The following is a 14,863-nucleotide window of genomic DNA, read 5'->3' as shown; positions in this document are numbered from 1 at the left end:
ATTCTAGTCAGGATGCGCCACAGCCGTAACCCTCGTCCTGAATCCGCACCGTCCCTGTCAGCGGCGACCGGGGTCTGTCAGGGCCTCCAGGACGTCGTCGCCGGGGCGCGCAAGGAACCGTTCGAGCGCCTCCTCGGCCTCGGCGCGACCGGGCTCGTAGCCGATGCGGCAGCCCTCGGGCGAGTAGGCCGCGTCGGGCGCGGGGGGCTCGGTGTCGCGGCGCATGAGGTCGCCGATGCCGTTCTCCAGCAGCCCGAACGCGTGCTCGGCCGCGGAGTGGGCCATGGAGGCGACCTCGTAGATCGGCCGCCCCTCCAGGATGAGGTGGACGTTGGCCTCGACGAGGATGTGCTGGGTGTGCAGGAGCTGGGAGGAGACCAGCCGCGAGGTGAGCTTGGGGTTGCCCTCGTCCATGAGCGTCTCCGCCAGCAGCGCGCCGGAGCGGCGCCGGTAGTCCATGGCGCTGACCATGAGCGAGGGCGTGCCGGAGATGAGGCGCTGGACCTGGAGGAACAGCGGCTTGTCGCTGAGGCCGGTCTGCGGGGCGCGGTGCTCGAGCAGTTCCAGGTAGCGGTCGCGCAGGGCCGCGTGCGGGGTCTTCCCGCGGGCGCGCTCGCGCACGACCCTGGCCGGGTCCTCGATGTGGTGCTTCATGCCCCCGATGACGAGGTCTTCCTTGCTCGGGAAGTAGTTGAACACCGTGGCCTTGGAGACCTCCGCGGCGGCGGCGATCTCGGCGACGGACACGTTCTCGTAGCCGCGCTCCTCGAACATCTGGAGGGCGGTCGCCTTCAGGCGCCCCCACATGGCGTTCTTCTTGCGCTCGCGCAGGCCGCTGCGTTGTTCCACCGCTCCACCCTACCAGACGTCCGTGGACCCGGCCGAAAATTATCCCGGGAAAAAAGTTGTACCCGGTCAAAATTGAGTGCTACGCTCGGCGGCATGACAGGAAACCGACCCGCCGACACCCCTCGCAAGACGGCGCCACATGACGGCGAGGAGGCCGCACCGGAGGCGTCGATCCTCCGCCTCCTCGCCGACTACCTGCGCCCCCACCGCACACCGCTGCTCCTGGCCGTGGTCTTCCAACTGGTCCAGACCCTCGCGTCCCTCTACGTCCCCACCCTGAACGCCGACCTCATCAACAACGGCGTCGCGGCCGGCGACTCCGCCTACGTCCTGCGCCACGGCGCGTTCATGCTCGCCGTCACCGTCGTCCAGCTCGCCGCCGCCGCCTTCGGCGTCTACTTCGGCGCCCGCGCCGCCATGGGCCTGGGCCGCGACCTCCGCGCCGACCTCTTCACCCAGGTCCAGCGCTTCTCCGCCGCCGAGATGGACCGCTTCGGCGCGCCCTCGCTCATCACCCGCACCACCAACGACGTCACCCAGGTCGTCTCCATGCTCGTCATGGGACTCACCCTGTTCATGGTCGCCCCGATCACCGCCGTCGGCGGCCTGTCCCTGGCGCTGACCCTCGACGTCCCCATGACCGGCGTGCTCCTGGCCGCCATCCCAATCATGGCCCTCATCATCTACTTCATCGTCACCTCGATGATCCCCGCCGGCCGCGCCATGCAGCGCTCCATCGACGGCATCAACAAGGTCATGCGCGAGCACATCACCGGCATCCGCGTCATCCGCGCCTTCGTCCGCGACGAGCACGAGCAGCACCGCTTCAACGAGGCCAACACCAAGCTCACCGACGCCTCCCTGCGCGTCGGTCGCGTCCAGGCCTTCTTCGGCGCCACCGCCATGGCCAGCAGCAACCTCACCTCGATCGCCATCGTGTGGATCGGGGCCGGCCGCATCGCCGACGGCACCATGCAGATCGGCGACCTCATCGCCTTCCTCACCTACGCCGGACTCATCCTCGGCTCGGTCATGATGTCCATGGGCGTGTTCATGATGGCCCCGCGCGCCAAGGTCGCCGCGAGCCGCATCCGCGAGGTCCTCGACACCGAACCCGGCATCCGCGACGCCGCCGACGCCGTCCACGAGCTCCCCGGCCGCGGCGAACTCGACGTCGAAGGCGTCGTCTTCCGCTACGAAGGCGCTGAGGAGGCCGTCCTCCGCGGCGTCGACCTCATCGCCCGGCCCGGCCAGACCACCGCCGTCATCGGCTCCACCGGCGCCGGCAAGACCACCCTCCTCAACCTCATCCCCCGCCTGTTCAACGTCGGCGGCGGCGCCGTCCGCGTCGACGGCGTCGACGTCCGCGACATGGACCGCGCCCTCATCGCCCGCACCATCGGCCTCGTCCCCCAGCGCGCCTACCTGTTCTCCGGCACCATCGCCTCGAACCTGCGCTACGGCAACCCCGACGCCGACGACCAGACCCTCTGGCGCGCCCTCGCCACCGCGCAGGCCGCCGACTTCGTCCGCGACATGCCCGACGGCCTCGACACCGTCATCGGCCAGGGCGGCACCACCGTCTCCGGCGGCCAGCGCCAGCGCCTCGCCATCGCCCGCACCCTCGTCGCCGACCCGCGGATCTACCTCTTCGACGACTCGTTCTCCGCCCTCGACACCGCCACCGACGCCGCACTCCGGGCCGCGCTCGCCACCGACATCGCCGACGCCGCGCAGGTCATCGTCGCCCAGCGGGTCTCGACCATCCGCGACGCCGACCGCATCGTCGTCCTCGACGCCGGCCGCGTCGTCGGCACCGGCACCCACGAGGAGCTGTTGGAGACCAACCCGGTGTACGCCGAGATCGTCAACTCCCAACTCACCCTTCAGGAGGCACTGTGACCATGCGCGGACCGGGCCTGCCCGGCACACCGACGCTGAAGAAGGCCGACGACTTCCGCGGCACCACCCGCCGCATCGTCGCCCTCATGCGCCGCGACCGCATGCGCCTCGCGTCCGTGATCGGCTTCGGCCTCCTCATGGTCGCCGGCATGCTCGCCGTCCCCACCGTCCTGGGCCGCGCCACCGACCACGTCATCGCCGGCGCGGCCGCCGGCGACCTCGACTTCGCCGACCTCGCCCGCATCCTCGGCCTCGCCGTCGCGATCGCGGTCGCCACCTTCGCCATCACGGTCTCCAACGGCCGCACCATCGCGAAGCTCGCCCAGCACATGGCCTTCGACCTCCGCGAAGAGGCCGACCGGAAGGTCGCGGCCCTCCCGCTGTCCTACTTCGACTCCCGCCCCCGCGGCGAGGTCCTGTCGCGGGTCACCAACGACATCGACAACCTGACGCAGACCGTCGGGCAGGTGACCCAGCGCGTCGTCCAAGGCGTGCTGTTCCTGATCGGCGTGCCGATCATGATGCTCACCATCTCCCCGCTGCTCACCCTCATCGTGATCCTCACGCTGCCGCTCACGGTCCTCGCGGCCCGGGTCATCGGCAAGCGCAGCGGCCCCCGCTTCGCCCGCCAGTGGGCGACCACCGGGAAGCTCAACGGCCACGTCGAGGAGATGATCACCGGCCACCAGCTCGTGACCCTGTTCGGCCGCCGCGCCGAGGGCGCGACGGTCTTCAAGCGCTACAACGAGGACCTGTACGAGAACACCGTCCGTGCCCAGTGGGTCTCGGCCCTCCTCGGCCCCGCGATGGCGTTCCTCGGGCTCGTCACGTACGTGCTCGTCGCCGTCGTCGGCGGCCTCCAGGTCGCGGCCGGGGCGCTGAGCTTCGGGCAGATCCAGGCGTTCATCCAGTACACGAACCAGTTCTCGAACCCGCTCAACATGCTCGCGGCGATGTTCGGCCAGATCCAGTCCGCCGTCGCCTCCGGCGAACGTGTGTTCGAGCTCCTCGACGCCGACGAGCAGTCCCCCGAGCCGGCGTCGGCCGACGACGCGCTGGCGTCGGTCGAGGGCCGGGTGGCGTTCGAGGACGTGTCGTTCCAGTACCTGCCCGACGAGCCCCTCATCGAGCACCTGTGGCTGGAGGCCGAGCCGGGCCAGACGGTCGCGATCGTGGGCCCGACCGGGGCGGGGAAGACCACGCTGGTGAACCTCCTCATGCGCTTCTACGACCTCGACGCGGGCCGGATCACGGTCGACGGCGTCGACGTGTCCACGGTGGAACGCGAGCGGCTGCGCCGGCGGATCGGCATGGTCCTCCAGGACACGTGGCTGTTCGAGGGCACGATCGCCGAGAACATCGCCTACGGAAAGCCGGAGGCGACCCGCGAGGAGATCGAGCGAGCGGCGCTCGCGGCGCACGCCGACCACTTCATCCGCACGCTGCCGGACGGCTACGACACGATCGTCGGCGCAGACGAGGGCGGTCTGAGCGCGGGCGAGCGGCAACTGGTGACGATCGCGCGGGCGTTCCTGATCGACCCGTCGATCCTCATCCTCGACGAGGCGACCAGCTCGGTGGACACCCGCACGGAGATGCTCGTCCAGCAGGGCATGGTCGCGCTGCGGCAGGGCCGCACGAGTTTCGTCATCGCCCACCGGCTCTCGACGATCCGCGACGCCGACGTGATCGTGGTGATGGAGCACGGCTCCGTGGTCGAGCAGGGCCCCCACGAGAAGCTGCTGGCATCCGGAGGCGCGTACGCGCGGCTCTACGAGGCCCAGTTCGCCCAGCCCGCGGTCGAGGAGGAGGAAGCGTCCGCGCGCGCCTGACGTACCACGAGGTTCGGAGCGAGGAACTAGGAAACCAGGCCCCGAAGAAACCGACGGCGCCCCGGGGCGATGACCCGGGGCGCCGTCGCGCATCCGGTCGCCGGCGGCGACGGGTCACCGTCGCGCGTCCGGTCGCTGGTGGCCACAGGTCGCCCGCGCGGCTGCGCTCGCCGCCGGGCGGTGCCGCCCTGCTCGGCTGCTCCCAGGTCCCGCCGATACTCGCCGCCCGAGGCGCCGACGCTCGGGACGCCGCCCCGACGCCAGACACTTTGCCCGACCCGCAACCCGTCCATACTTGCCGCCCGGTCGCCGCCCAGATGCCGGAGCGCCGACCCGGCACCCGGTGCACGTTGCGGGAACCGCTGCCCAGCGGTCCTCGCCACCCACCGAGCCGCCGGCGCTCGGGGCGCCGACCCGGCACCCGGTGCGTTGCCCAACCCGCACCGCAGCCTGGCGGTGCTCGCCGCCCGAGTCGCCGTTTAGGCACTCGGGCGTCGCCCCGACGCTCGGCACATCGCGGGAACCGCGGCCCGGCGGGAACTCGCCGCCTGGTCGCCGTCTTGGTGCCCGGGGCGCCCACCCCCATTCCATGGCGCATTGCGGGAACGGGCCGCACTGCGGCGGCCCGGGGTCATACGGTGGTGCCATGCGACTCACCAAGTTCGGCCACTCCTGCGTCAGGCTCGACACCGGTCAGGGGCTGATCGTCATCGATCCGGGCGCGTACTCCGACCCGGCGGCCCTCGACGGGGCCGACGCCCTGTTCATCACCCACGAGCACGCCGACCACTGCGATCCGGACGGCGTGAGGCGCCTGCGCGAGACCCGGCCCGACGTGCCGGTCTACGGGCCCGCCACGCTCGCCGCGGTGCTCGACGAACTCCCCTTCACCGCCGTCAGCGCCGGTGACGCGATCCCGGTGGCGGGCACCGAGGTCAAGATCTTCGGCGAGCAACACGCGGTCATCCACCCTGACATCCCGCTCGTGGAGAACCTCGCCTACCTGGTCGACGGCGTCTACCACCCGGGCGACTCGCTGACCGTCCCCGACATGCCCGTGCGGACCCTGCTCGTGCCGGTCGCCGCGCCCTGGCTCAAGCTCTCGGAGGCGATCGACTTCGCCCGCGACATCGACGCCCCTGCCGTCCACCCGATCCACGACGCGATCCTCAGCGACATCGGCAAAGGCCTCCCCGACCGCCTCTTCCCGCTCCTGGTCGGCGACTCCTACCGCCGCGTCCCCGACGGCGAGACCATCACCATCTGACCGGCTCGCCCACCAACCACCGGCCACCAACCACCGATGGCCGATGGCCTGCCGGCAGCGGCAGCGGCAGCGGCAGCGGCAGCGGCAGCGGACCTAACGCTGCCGCCCGGCGGGCGGCGGGGCCGGGCGGAGGTGTGTCCGGACGCTCGGCGAGCTGCGCGGACGGCCCGCTCTCGCGGGGAGGCCTGCCAGGGCGGGGCGGCCCGCCCCGGCGGGGCCGGGCCAGAGATGTGTCCGGAGGCGCGGCGGGCCACGCGAACGGTCTGCCGTGGTGAGGCGGCCCGCCGTAGTGGTTGGGTCGCCATAGTGGTCCGGTCGCCGTGATGGTCGGGTCGCCCCGCTCGAAGGCGTCAGAAGGTAAAGGTCCCGGCGACGGCGCTCAGGGTGACGGCGGCGGTGCCCGCTGCGAGGGCGGCGGCGATGAGGGCCCAGTCGGCGGGGCGCATGCGTTGGTGGCGGGCGTGAGTGCGGGGGATGTCGGTGTCGAAGCCGCGGGCGTCCATGGCGGCAGCGAGGCGGCCGGCGCGGCGGATGGCGCCGACGAGGAGCGCGAACATGGTGGAGGCGAAGAGCCTGGCGCGCCGCAGCGGGTTCCAGCCGCCTTCGAGGCCGCGGGCTCGGCGGGCGGTGGTGATCTGGCGCCATTCAGCCGCCAGCAGCGGGAGGAGCCGCAGCGCGGCGAGCGAGCCGATCGTGAAGCGGGGCGGGGCTTTGAGCTGCTGGGTGAGGGCGTCGGCGAGGTCGGTCGGGTCGGTGGTGGCGAACGCGAGAACCCCGGCGGTGGCGGCGACGCACACGCGCAGGCCGACGGCGGTGCCGTCCAGAAGCGCCCCGGAAGAGATCTCGATCGGGCCGAGGTCGAGGAGGATGCGGCCGATCTGCTCGGCGGCGAAGACCGCGTTCACGACTACGACCGCAGCGGCCGCGAACCACAGCCAGCGCAGGCGCCGCACGAGCGGCCCGGGCCGGATGCCGGTGAACGGCAGCGCGATCAGAAGGGCGGCGAGCAGCAGCAGCGGCGTGAGCCAGTCCCCTGCGACCAGCGCCACAGTGGTCACGAGGACGACCGCGGCGAGCTTCGCAACGGGGTTAGCCCGCGCAATCGGCGCATCGGGGCCGCACACGGGAACGAGCGTCAGCATGACCCCTCCCCCGAAATCGTGTCGCCCGGTCGGGCGGTATGCGCCGGCCGCAGCGCTGCGGGCGCGGCCGAGGCGACGGCCCCAGTCCCGGAGCACGCCACTTGCGCGGGCACGGGGGTCAACACGTCGCCTCCAATGCGGTCGAGCCGCCCGGCCGGGCGGTGCGCGGCAGCCGCCGCGCAGCGGCGGTCCTGGCGGTGGCAGTTGCGGTACCGGAACACAGCAGGGCCACGGGCGCGAATGTCAGCACGTCGCCTCCCCTGCGGTGAGGCCGCCCGGTCGAGCGGTACGCAGCGGCCGCCGCCTGGCGGTGGTCCTGACCGCGGCGATCGCGGTCCCGGAACACGACAGGAGCACGGATGCGAGTGCCAACACGCTGCAGCCCTTGTGGTCGAGGCGGCCCGCTCGGGCGGTGCGCGTCGGCCGCAGCCGGGAGGCGGACCCGGTCGTCGCGGCAGTCGCATTCCCGGACCTGGGCACGGACATGGACACGGTCTCGAAGCCCATCACGAGTCCGCTCCTACGACACGACCGCTGTCGAGGGCGAGTTCCCTTGCACCCAGGGCCTGTGCGAAGTCGCGGTCGTGGGTGACGGCGAGGAGGGCGGTGCCTTCGTCGCGGATGTCGGCGGTGAGGTCGACGAGTTCGCCCCAAGTGCGGCGGTCCTGGCCGAAGGTGGGCTCGTCGAGGAGGAGGACGCCGGGGGCGGCGGCGAGGGCGCCGGCGACGGAGAGGCGGCGGGCTTCGCCGCCGGAGAGGGTGTGGGGGTTGGCCTGGGCGAGCGGGGCGAGGCGGAGGCGGTCGAGGAGTTCGGCGACGCGGGCGTCGATGCGGTCCTTGGGCCATCCGGCCTGCTTGGGGCCGAAGGCGAGTTCGTCGCGGACGGTGGCGGTGACGAACTGGTGCTCGGGGTCCTGGAAGACGGAGCCGACGCGGGTGGCGAGCCGCCGCGCGGGCAGGCGGTGCAGGGGCCGTCGCTCGCCGGGGACGGTCGCGGTGCCGGCGTCGGGGACGGCGAGGCCGCCGGCGAGGAGGGCGAGGGTGGACTTGCCGGAGCCGTTGGGGCCGGTTACGGCGAGCAGTTCGCCTTGGCGCAGTTCGAAGGTGACGCCGTCGAGGGCGGGCCGGGCGGTGCCGGGGTAGGCGAGCGCGAGGCCGTCGCCGCGGAGCGCGGGTTCGCCGGGGGTGCGTCCGGGGCGGTGCGGCAGGGGCGCGCCGGGGATCCAGACGCCTTGGGCGGCGAGGGTGTCGCCGTGGTCGGCGAGGACGCGTGCGGCGGGGCCGTCGGCGAGGAGGGTGCCGCCGTGGCCGAGGGCGATGACGCGGTCGACCAGGTCGAGGATGTCGGCGACGCGGTGCTCGACGACGACGAGGGTGGCGTCGGTGTCGGCCAGCGCGGTGCGGAGGGCGTCGCGGACGTCCTGGGCGCCTTGGGGGTCGAGGTTGGCGGTGGGTTCGTCGAGGAGGATCAGTTCGGGGCGGCGGGCGAGGACGCCGGCGAGGGCGAGGCGCTGCTGCTCGCCGCCGGAGAGGGCGTGGGTGTCCCGGTCGAGTCCGTAGGGGAAGCCGACGGCGTCGAGGGCGTCGCGGACCCGGGGCCAGATCTCGCCGGCGGGGGCGGCCTGGTTCTCGAGTCCGAAGGCGACGTCGTCGCCGGCGCGTGCCATGACGAGCTGTGTCTCGGGGTCCTGGAACAGGATGCCGACGCGGCTGCGCTGCTCTGCGGCGGGCTTGCCGTCGAGGAGGACCTCGCCGTCCTGGTCGCCGGCGTCGTCGGTGAGGAGCCCGGCGAGCGCGGCGAGCAGGGTGGACTTGCCCGACCCGGAGGGGCCGAGCAGGAGCACCCGCTCGCCGGGCTCGACGCGGAGGTCGACGCCCGTGACGGCCTGGGCTCGGCGTCCGGCGTGGCGCCAGGCGAAGCCGCGGAACTCGACCGGGATCACGGGGTCAGATCCGGGCCCGTTCGCGTCCGGCGGGGAACCGGTCGAGGACGCCGGTGGGGAGCATGGCGGCGACGAGGGCCTTGGAGCCGAGGCCGGCGACGAGCGCGCCGGAGAGCGCGGCGAAGCCGATGTAGGGGAGCTTGAAGGCCCACAGGTCGGTGTCGGGGTACCAGACGACGACGTCGAAGAGGGTGGCGGCGATGCAGGCGAGCGCGCCGGCGGCGACGGCGGTCGGGGTGCCGAAGCGGCGGTAGCGTCCGGCGGCGAAGGCGAGCTCGCCGCCGAGGCCCTGGATGAGGCCCTGGTAGATGACCAGGACGCCCCACACGGAGCCGAGGAGGGCGGAGACGGTCGCGGCGAGCGCTTCGGTGAGGAGGCCGGCGCCGACACGGCGGACGATGAGTGGGGCGAGGACGGCGGGGATGAGCCAGACGCCGTACAGGATGCCTTTGAGCGGGGGCAGGAACGCCAAGACGGGGTCGAGCCCGGCCCAGACGAAGTTCCAGGCCCAGAAGACGACGCCGAAGGCGACGGCGAGGACGGCGCAGGTGAGGATGTCGACGGTGCGCCAGCGGCCGGGGGCGGCGAGGGTGCTGTCGGTAGGCATGGGCTTGCCTTTCGGTAACGGGTACACGGCGCGACAGCGGCACACGAACGACTCCCTACGCCGGTATTGCCCGGATCAGGTGTGAGGGTCTGCGGTCGGTTCCGCACTCTCAGCCAATCGGCTCCCCTGTCGGGTTCGACGTTAACACCAAGTGCGCCCGCGGTAGCGGGGCGCGGGCGGTCGGGTGAGGCGCGGGGCTCGGCGGTTAGGCTCGCGGGCATGACGACTGAGCAGGATTGGGACCTGGTGAAGCGGGTCGTGGAGGCGCTGCCGGACGGCACCTGGACCTCGTACGGCGACCTGGCCGAGCTCATCGGCACCGGGCCGCGCCAGGTGGGGGCGTACATGCGCGACGGCGACGTGACCCGGGCCTACCGGGTGCTGACCGCGGGCGGCACGGTCTCGGAGGGCTTCCGCTGGGCCGACGGCAGCTCGGGCAGGGACGTGCCCGACCTCCTCCGCGAGGACGGCGTGACGGTGAGCACCAGCGGCCGCGCCGACAGGACCCAGCGGATGTCGGTCTACGACCTGAAACTCCTCGCCGCCGAACTGGACCGCTCGACACCCGAAGACACGGAAGACCGGGAATAACCAGCTAAATCAGGATATTTCCGGTCTAAGGGACCCCTGGCGCAACAGTACCCCAGGGGTCCGACATCGCCCGCCCACCGCGAACGCGAGCAACACTCGTCAGTGCAGGTCGGCGTCCGGTTCGGTCAGGCGCCACGAGGTGAACTCGACGGTGAGCCCGGCGCGCGAGGGCGCGCAGCAGTACGGTCCGGCCGTGACGGCCGCGTCCGGGTCGAGGGGCGCGAGGCGCACCAGGCGCCACGGGTCGTCCTCCCCCGCGCGGGCGCGGATGACGACGGCGTCGTTGAAGCGGGTGGCGCGCATCGTCACCTCCCGCCCGGCCCACTCGGGGACCGGCGCGGTCGACCAGTCGGAGCGGACGTCGGTGACGACCGCGCCCAGCTGGAGCGCGCCGTCGGCGAACTCGACGCCGGTCTTGATCCAGTGCTCGGCGTCCACGCGGACCATGAGACCGGCCTGGTCGAACTGCGAGTCGTAGTCGGCGAGGAACGAGACCTCCACCGCCTGGCCGGGACTCCAGGTCTCCAGCAGGGCGTGCTCGTTGTCATGGACGAACCCGTACGCGGTGTGGCGCCAGGCGTCGCTGCCCTCGGCCGCGGTCACGCGCAGGCGCCCGCCGGCCTCCTCGGCCGCCACCGGCAGCGCCGTCCAGGCGCCGGACTTCCATGGGACTTCGATCGGTGCGTCGGTGTGCATCGGTCCGAGCCTAGCGGCGGCGCCGCTGTCACACCAGTGCTGTACAACGGTCCCCATGGGGGAATCCACCGAAACGCTCAGGAACGAGGCCGAGGCGCTGCTGCGCGCGCTCGCGGGCGAGCACGCCCGCCTGCGCGACGACCAGTGGCGGGCCATCGAAGCGCTCTGCACCGGCGAGCAGGACGAGGCGGGACGCCGCGTGCTCCTGGTGCAGCGCACCGGGTTCGGCAAGTCGGCCGTCTACTTCACCTCCACCGCGCTGCTGCGGCGCCGCGGCGCCGGCCCCACCGTCATCGTCTCGCCGCTCCTGGCACTCATGCGCAACCAGATCGAGGCGGCCGAGCGCGCGGGCATCCGGGCCCGCACCATCAACTCCGCCAACCCCGAGGACTGGGACGCCACCGCCGAGGCCATCGCCGAGGACGCCGTCGACGTGCTCCTCATCAGCCCCGAGCGCCTGAACAACCCGGCCTTCCGGGACTACCAGCTGCCGAAGCTCGCGGCCGGGTGCGGGATGCTCGTCGTCGACGAGGCGCACTGCATCTCCGACTGGGGCCACGACTTCCGGCCCGACTACCGGCGCATCGCCACCTTCATCGACGACCTGCCCGAGCGCGTCCCGGTGCTCGCCACCACCGCCACCGCGAACGCCCGCGTCTCCGACGACATCGCCGAGCAGCTCGACCGGCCGGGCACGCCCACGCTGGTCCTGCGCGGCACCCTCGACCGCGAGTCGCTGCACCTCGCCGTCGCCGACCTGCCCGACAACGCGCACCGCCTCGCGTGGCTCGACGAGGCCCTGCCGCGCTTCGCCGGCTCGGGGATCGTCTACACGCTCACCGTGGCCGCCGCCGAGGAGGTCAGCGACTACCTGGGGAGCCGCGGCCACGCCGTCGCCTCCTACACCGGCCGCACCGACAACGCCGAGCGCCTCGCCCGCGAGGACGACCTCCTCAACGACCGCATCAAGGCGCTCGTCGCCACCAGCGCGCTCGGCATGGGCTTCGACAAGCCCGACCTCGGGTTCGTCGTCCACTTGGGAGCGCCGTCGTCGCCGGTGGCGTACTACCAGCAGATCGGCCGCGCCGGGCGCGCCCGCGACCGCGCGGAGGTCGTGCTCCTGCCGGGGGCCGAGGACCGCGCGATCTGGGACTACTTCGGGTCGCTGTCGTTCCCGGCCGAGGAGGCGGTGCGGCGCACGCTCGACGTGCTCGGCGCCGAGGGCCGGGCGCTGTCGACCGCGGCGCTGGAGACGCGCGTGGACTTGCGGCGCACCAGGCTCGAGATGATGTTGAAGGTCCTCGACGTCGACGGCGCGGTGCGCCGGGTCAAGGGCGGCTGGGAGTCCACGGGCATGCCGTGGACCTACGACGCCGAGCGGTACGCGAAGGTCGCGGCGGCCCGCCGCCACGAGCAGCAGCGGATGCTCGCCTACGAGGCGACGGACCGGTGCCGGCTGGAGTTCCTGCGGGCCGAGCTCGACGACGCCGAGGCCGCGCCGTGCGGGCGCTGCGACAACTGCACGGGCACGCGCGCGGCGTCGAAGGTGTCGTCGGAGGCGGCCGAGGGCGCTGCGGCGGCGCTGTCGAAACCGGGCGTCACGGTCGAGCCGAAGCGCATGTGGCCCACGGGGATGCAGGCACTGGGCGTCGACTTGAAGGGCAAGATCGCGCCGGAGCTGGGCGCCGAGCCGGGGCGGGCGCTCGCGCGGCTGTCGGACATCGGCTGGGGCGGTCCGCTGCGGGCGCTCCTGTCGGACGGGGTCGACCGGGACGTGCCCGACGACGTGTTCGGCGCGGTCGTGAAGGTCCTCGCCTCGTGGGACTGGGCCGACCGGCCCTCGGCCGTGGTCTCGACCGGGTCGCTCTCGCGCCCGCGCCTGGTGAACGGGTTCGCGGAGCGGATCGCGGCGCTCGGCCGCATGGAGTACCTGGGGGCGCTGGGGCGCACGCCGGGCGCGGTCTCGGGCGCCCACCGGGCGAACAGCGCCCAGCGGCTGCACCAGGTCCTGGACGCGTTCACTGTGGACTTCCCGGTGCCGGCGGCGAGCGTGCTGCTCGTGGACGACGTGCGCGACAGCGGCTGGACCGCGACCGTGGCGGCGATGCGCCTGCGCCAGGCGGGGGCCGCGGCGGTGCATCCGCTGGTCCTCGGCCTCCAGGCCTGACCGACCGCCGGACGCGGGCGCCCGCTCGGCCGGCCGGGTGCGACGTCGTTCCCGGCCGGGCCGAGCCCGATCCGGGCGATTCCGAAGTCGGCCGGGCGCGGGAGTTCCGGGCCGAACCCGATCCGGGCGAACCTCACGGCAGCCGGCCGCGCGGGAGTTCCTGCCTGGCATGACCACCTGCGGCGCAACGCCGTCGCGTTGCCGTGCCGCGTTCTGTGCCGGTGCGGCCGCATGCGGCGCGGCGCCGTTCGGCCATGCGTTCGCCGCGCCGCGGCACGCCCCTGACGTGCCGCGGCGGCGGCGCCGTTGCGCCAGCCTGTTGGTGCTGACAACACCGTCGCTGGACACTGGTTACCGCGTTGGGGCGACCGCACACTCGTCCTATGCGTGTGAACATCGCGATCGTCGGCTCGTACGGTTCGGGCCGCACGACACTGGCGCGGGCCCTGGCCGAGCGGACCGGCCTGCCGGTCGCCTACGGGTCGGCCATGGCCGACCCGATCGGGGCCGAGGGCAAGCCGGTCCACGACTGGACGCCGGGCGAGCTGGTCCAGCTCACCGCCCGGCGGTACGGCGAGCGCCTCCTCGCCGAGGCCGCCCACCCCGGCGGCTTCATCTCCGACGGCTCGATCCTCCACGAGCCGGTCTACGCGAAGACCCGGCTCGCCGCGGGCTCGTACCCGCTCGGCACCGACCTCTCGGCCTACTCCCGGAGTCCGGCGACCGCCGCGTACGAGGACGTGTGCGACCACATCGGACTGCTCGCGGCCGCGCACGCCGCCGGCGCGTACGGCCTGTACCTCCACCTGCCGGCCGAGTTCCCGCTCAAGGACGCGGAACCGCCGGTCAGCGAGGCCTTCCGGGCGATCTCCGAGACCCTCCTCCTCGACGCCCTCCGCGCGCTCGGCGCGCGGCCGCGCACGCTCCGCGGCACCGTCGGCGAGCGCGTCGACCAGGCCCTGTCACTCCTGTCCGGACTGTCCGGTTCGGACGAGCTCTCCACCGCGGGCGCGGGCCGCTGACGCCCCGCACCCCGCTCCCACCCCACCCTCGCGAAGGAGCCGACCATGCCGACCCTCGACCTCCCCTCGTTCCAGGACCGACCGAACCTGAAGCTCGCGATCTCGGGCACCTACTCGACCGGCAAGAGCACCACCACCGAGGCCCTGTCGATCGCCACGGGCATCCCCCGCACCCACGCCAAGACCTCCAGGGAGCTCCTGGTCGACCTCGTCCCGGGCAAGACCGTCATGGAGCTCAACGCGATGGAGCTCGTCAAGCTCGGCCTGCGCCGCTTCGAGGAGCGCGTGCACAACGAGGCCGGAGAGGGCCCGTTCATCTCCGACGGCGGGGTCTTCCACGAGTGGGTGTACTTCGAGGCGCGCATGCGGGTGGGCATCAACCCGGGCGCGACCTGGTGGTTCCAGGCCGTGAAGGGGCTCATGGGCCTGCCGGTCAAGCGCTTCTACCAGCGGTACACGGACACGCTCGGGGAGATCACGCGCGCCCGCGCGAAGCGGATCTACGACGCGTACGTGCACCTGCCCGTCGAGTTCGACATGCGCCCGGACGGCCACCGGCCGGTGTCCGAACCGTTCCGGCGGCTCTCGGACGACCTGCTCATGGAGGCCCTCAAGGACCTCGAGATCCCCCACCGCGTCATCGGCGGCTCGATCCCCGACCGCGTCGGCCAGATCATCGACGAGTTCGGGCTGCCCACGGCGGTCCCGGTCGACCAGGCCATCGCGATGGCCGAGGTCCGGGTGAAGGCCGATCTCGAGGACCTCCAGTCGGACGCCCGCTTCCACGAGGCGCAGCGGCACAAGTCGTTCGCGCGGCGCCTGTCGTACGCCATGCGCTACTGACC

The 14,863-nt window shown here is 72.9% G+C and carries 12 protein-coding genes and 1 riboswitch; of the genes, 7 read left to right on the top strand and 5 right to left on the bottom strand.

Annotated elements, in window-relative coordinates; translation table 11 throughout:
* Positions 1 to 57: 57 nt before the first annotated feature.
* Complete coding sequence (locus ABD419_RS09160; RefSeq protein ID WP_344484794.1) at positions 58 to 849, bottom strand: TetR/AcrR family transcriptional regulator; 792 nt, start codon at positions 847 to 849, stop codon at positions 58 to 60.
* A 93-nt stretch (positions 850 to 942) separates the two neighbouring features.
* On the opposite strand from ABD419_RS09160, the gene ABD419_RS09155 reads away from it, so the two are divergent.
* From ABD419_RS09155 to ABD419_RS09145, 3 genes are all read left to right on the top strand, one after another.
* Positions 943 to 2,751, top strand: a complete 1,809-nt coding sequence (locus ABD419_RS09155; RefSeq protein ID WP_344484791.1) for an ABC transporter ATP-binding protein — start codon at positions 943 to 945, stop codon at positions 2,749 to 2,751.
* Positions 2,752 to 2,753: 2 nt separating this feature from the next.
* Positions 2,754 to 4,583: an ABC transporter ATP-binding protein gene (locus ABD419_RS09150; protein WP_344485357.1), complete on the top strand. Its 1,830-nt coding sequence runs from the start codon at positions 2,754 to 2,756 to the stop codon at positions 4,581 to 4,583.
* A 646-nt stretch (positions 4,584 to 5,229) separates the two neighbouring features.
* Positions 5,230 to 5,850: an MBL fold metallo-hydrolase gene (locus ABD419_RS09145; RefSeq protein WP_344484788.1), complete on the top strand. Its 621-nt coding sequence runs from the start codon at positions 5,230 to 5,232 to the stop codon at positions 5,848 to 5,850.
* A 350-nt stretch (positions 5,851 to 6,200) separates the two neighbouring features.
* On the opposite strand, the gene ABD419_RS09140 is transcribed toward ABD419_RS09145, so the two are convergent.
* From ABD419_RS09140 to ABD419_RS09130, 3 genes are all read right to left on the bottom strand, one after another.
* Positions 6,201 to 6,992 carry an energy-coupling factor transporter transmembrane component T family protein gene (locus tag ABD419_RS09140; RefSeq protein ID WP_344484785.1) on the bottom strand — a complete coding sequence of 264 codons (792 nt, stop codon included), beginning with the start codon at positions 6,990 to 6,992 and terminating at the stop codon, positions 6,201 to 6,203.
* A gap of 506 nt (positions 6,993 to 7,498) precedes the next feature.
* Complete coding sequence (locus tag ABD419_RS09135) at positions 7,499 to 8,935, bottom strand: ABC transporter ATP-binding protein (RefSeq protein WP_344484782.1); 1,437 nt, start codon at positions 8,933 to 8,935, stop codon at positions 7,499 to 7,501.
* Between the two features lie 4 nt (positions 8,936 to 8,939).
* Complete coding sequence (locus tag ABD419_RS09130; RefSeq protein WP_344484779.1) at positions 8,940 to 9,542, bottom strand: ECF transporter S component; 603 nt, start codon at positions 9,540 to 9,542, stop codon at positions 8,940 to 8,942.
* 35 nt (positions 9,543 to 9,577) lie between these two features.
* Positions 9,578 to 9,680, bottom strand: a riboswitch (TPP riboswitch).
* Positions 9,681 to 9,761: 81 nt separating this feature from the next.
* Here ABD419_RS09130 and ABD419_RS09125 point away from each other — a divergent pair.
* Positions 9,762 to 10,133: an MGMT family protein gene (locus tag ABD419_RS09125; RefSeq protein ID WP_344484776.1), complete on the top strand. Its 372-nt coding sequence runs from the start codon at positions 9,762 to 9,764 to the stop codon at positions 10,131 to 10,133.
* A gap of 99 nt (positions 10,134 to 10,232) precedes the next feature.
* On the opposite strand, the gene ABD419_RS09120 is transcribed toward ABD419_RS09125, so the two are convergent.
* Positions 10,233 to 10,829 (bottom strand): DUF1349 domain-containing protein, encoded by a 597-nt coding sequence (locus tag ABD419_RS09120; RefSeq protein ID WP_344484773.1) that lies wholly within the window; start codon positions 10,827 to 10,829, stop codon positions 10,233 to 10,235.
* A gap of 55 nt (positions 10,830 to 10,884) precedes the next feature.
* Between ABD419_RS09120 and ABD419_RS09115 the strand changes: the two genes are divergently transcribed.
* From ABD419_RS09115 to ABD419_RS09105, 3 genes are all read left to right on the top strand, one after another.
* Positions 10,885 to 12,996 (top strand): RecQ family ATP-dependent DNA helicase, encoded by a 2,112-nt coding sequence (locus ABD419_RS09115; protein ID WP_344484770.1) that lies wholly within the window; start codon positions 10,885 to 10,887, stop codon positions 12,994 to 12,996.
* A gap of 383 nt (positions 12,997 to 13,379) precedes the next feature.
* Positions 13,380 to 14,018 carry an AAA family ATPase gene (locus tag ABD419_RS09110; RefSeq protein WP_344484767.1) on the top strand — a complete coding sequence of 213 codons (639 nt, stop codon included), beginning with the start codon at positions 13,380 to 13,382 and terminating at the stop codon, positions 14,016 to 14,018.
* A 45-nt stretch (positions 14,019 to 14,063) separates the two neighbouring features.
* Positions 14,064 to 14,861, top strand: a complete 798-nt coding sequence (locus tag ABD419_RS09105; protein WP_344484764.1) for an ATP/GTP-binding protein — start codon at positions 14,064 to 14,066, stop codon at positions 14,859 to 14,861.
* Positions 14,862 to 14,863: the final 2 nt, after the last annotated feature.

It is taken from the genome of Glycomyces endophyticus (assembly GCF_039531525.1).
In the GTDB taxonomy this organism is placed as follows: domain Bacteria; phylum Actinomycetota; class Actinomycetes; order Mycobacteriales; family Micromonosporaceae; genus Glycomyces; species Glycomyces endophyticus.
Note: the sequence above shows the minus strand (reverse complement) of the source record. Positions and strands in the feature narration are given on the sequence as shown.

Excerpts from the sequence above, each read along its gene's own strand:
- ABD419_RS09120 (WP_344484773.1), bottom strand. The coding sequence starts at position 10,829 with ATGCACACCGACGCACCGATCGAAGTCCCATGGAAGTCCGGCGCCTGG.
- ABD419_RS09110 (WP_344484767.1), top strand. The coding sequence starts at position 13,380 with ATGCGTGTGAACATCGCGATCGTCGGCTCGTACGGTTCGGGCCGCACG.
- ABD419_RS09105 (WP_344484764.1), top strand. The coding sequence starts at position 14,064 with ATGCCGACCCTCGACCTCCCCTCGTTCCAGGACCGACCGAACCTGAAG.
- ABD419_RS09125 (WP_344484776.1), top strand. The coding sequence starts at position 9,762 with ATGACGACTGAGCAGGATTGGGACCTGGTGAAGCGGGTCGTGGAGGCG.
- ABD419_RS09115 (WP_344484770.1), top strand. The coding sequence starts at position 10,885 with ATGGGGGAATCCACCGAAACGCTCAGGAACGAGGCCGAGGCGCTGCTG.
- ABD419_RS09140 (WP_344484785.1), bottom strand. The coding sequence starts at position 6,992 with ATGCTGACGCTCGTTCCCGTGTGCGGCCCCGATGCGCCGATTGCGCGG.
- ABD419_RS09155 (WP_344484791.1), top strand. The coding sequence starts at position 943 with ATGACAGGAAACCGACCCGCCGACACCCCTCGCAAGACGGCGCCACAT.
- ABD419_RS09130 (WP_344484779.1), bottom strand. The coding sequence starts at position 9,542 with ATGCCTACCGACAGCACCCTCGCCGCCCCCGGCCGCTGGCGCACCGTC.
- ABD419_RS09150 (WP_344485357.1), top strand. The coding sequence starts at position 2,754 with ATGCGCGGACCGGGCCTGCCCGGCACACCGACGCTGAAGAAGGCCGAC.
- ABD419_RS09145 (WP_344484788.1), top strand. The coding sequence starts at position 5,230 with ATGCGACTCACCAAGTTCGGCCACTCCTGCGTCAGGCTCGACACCGGT.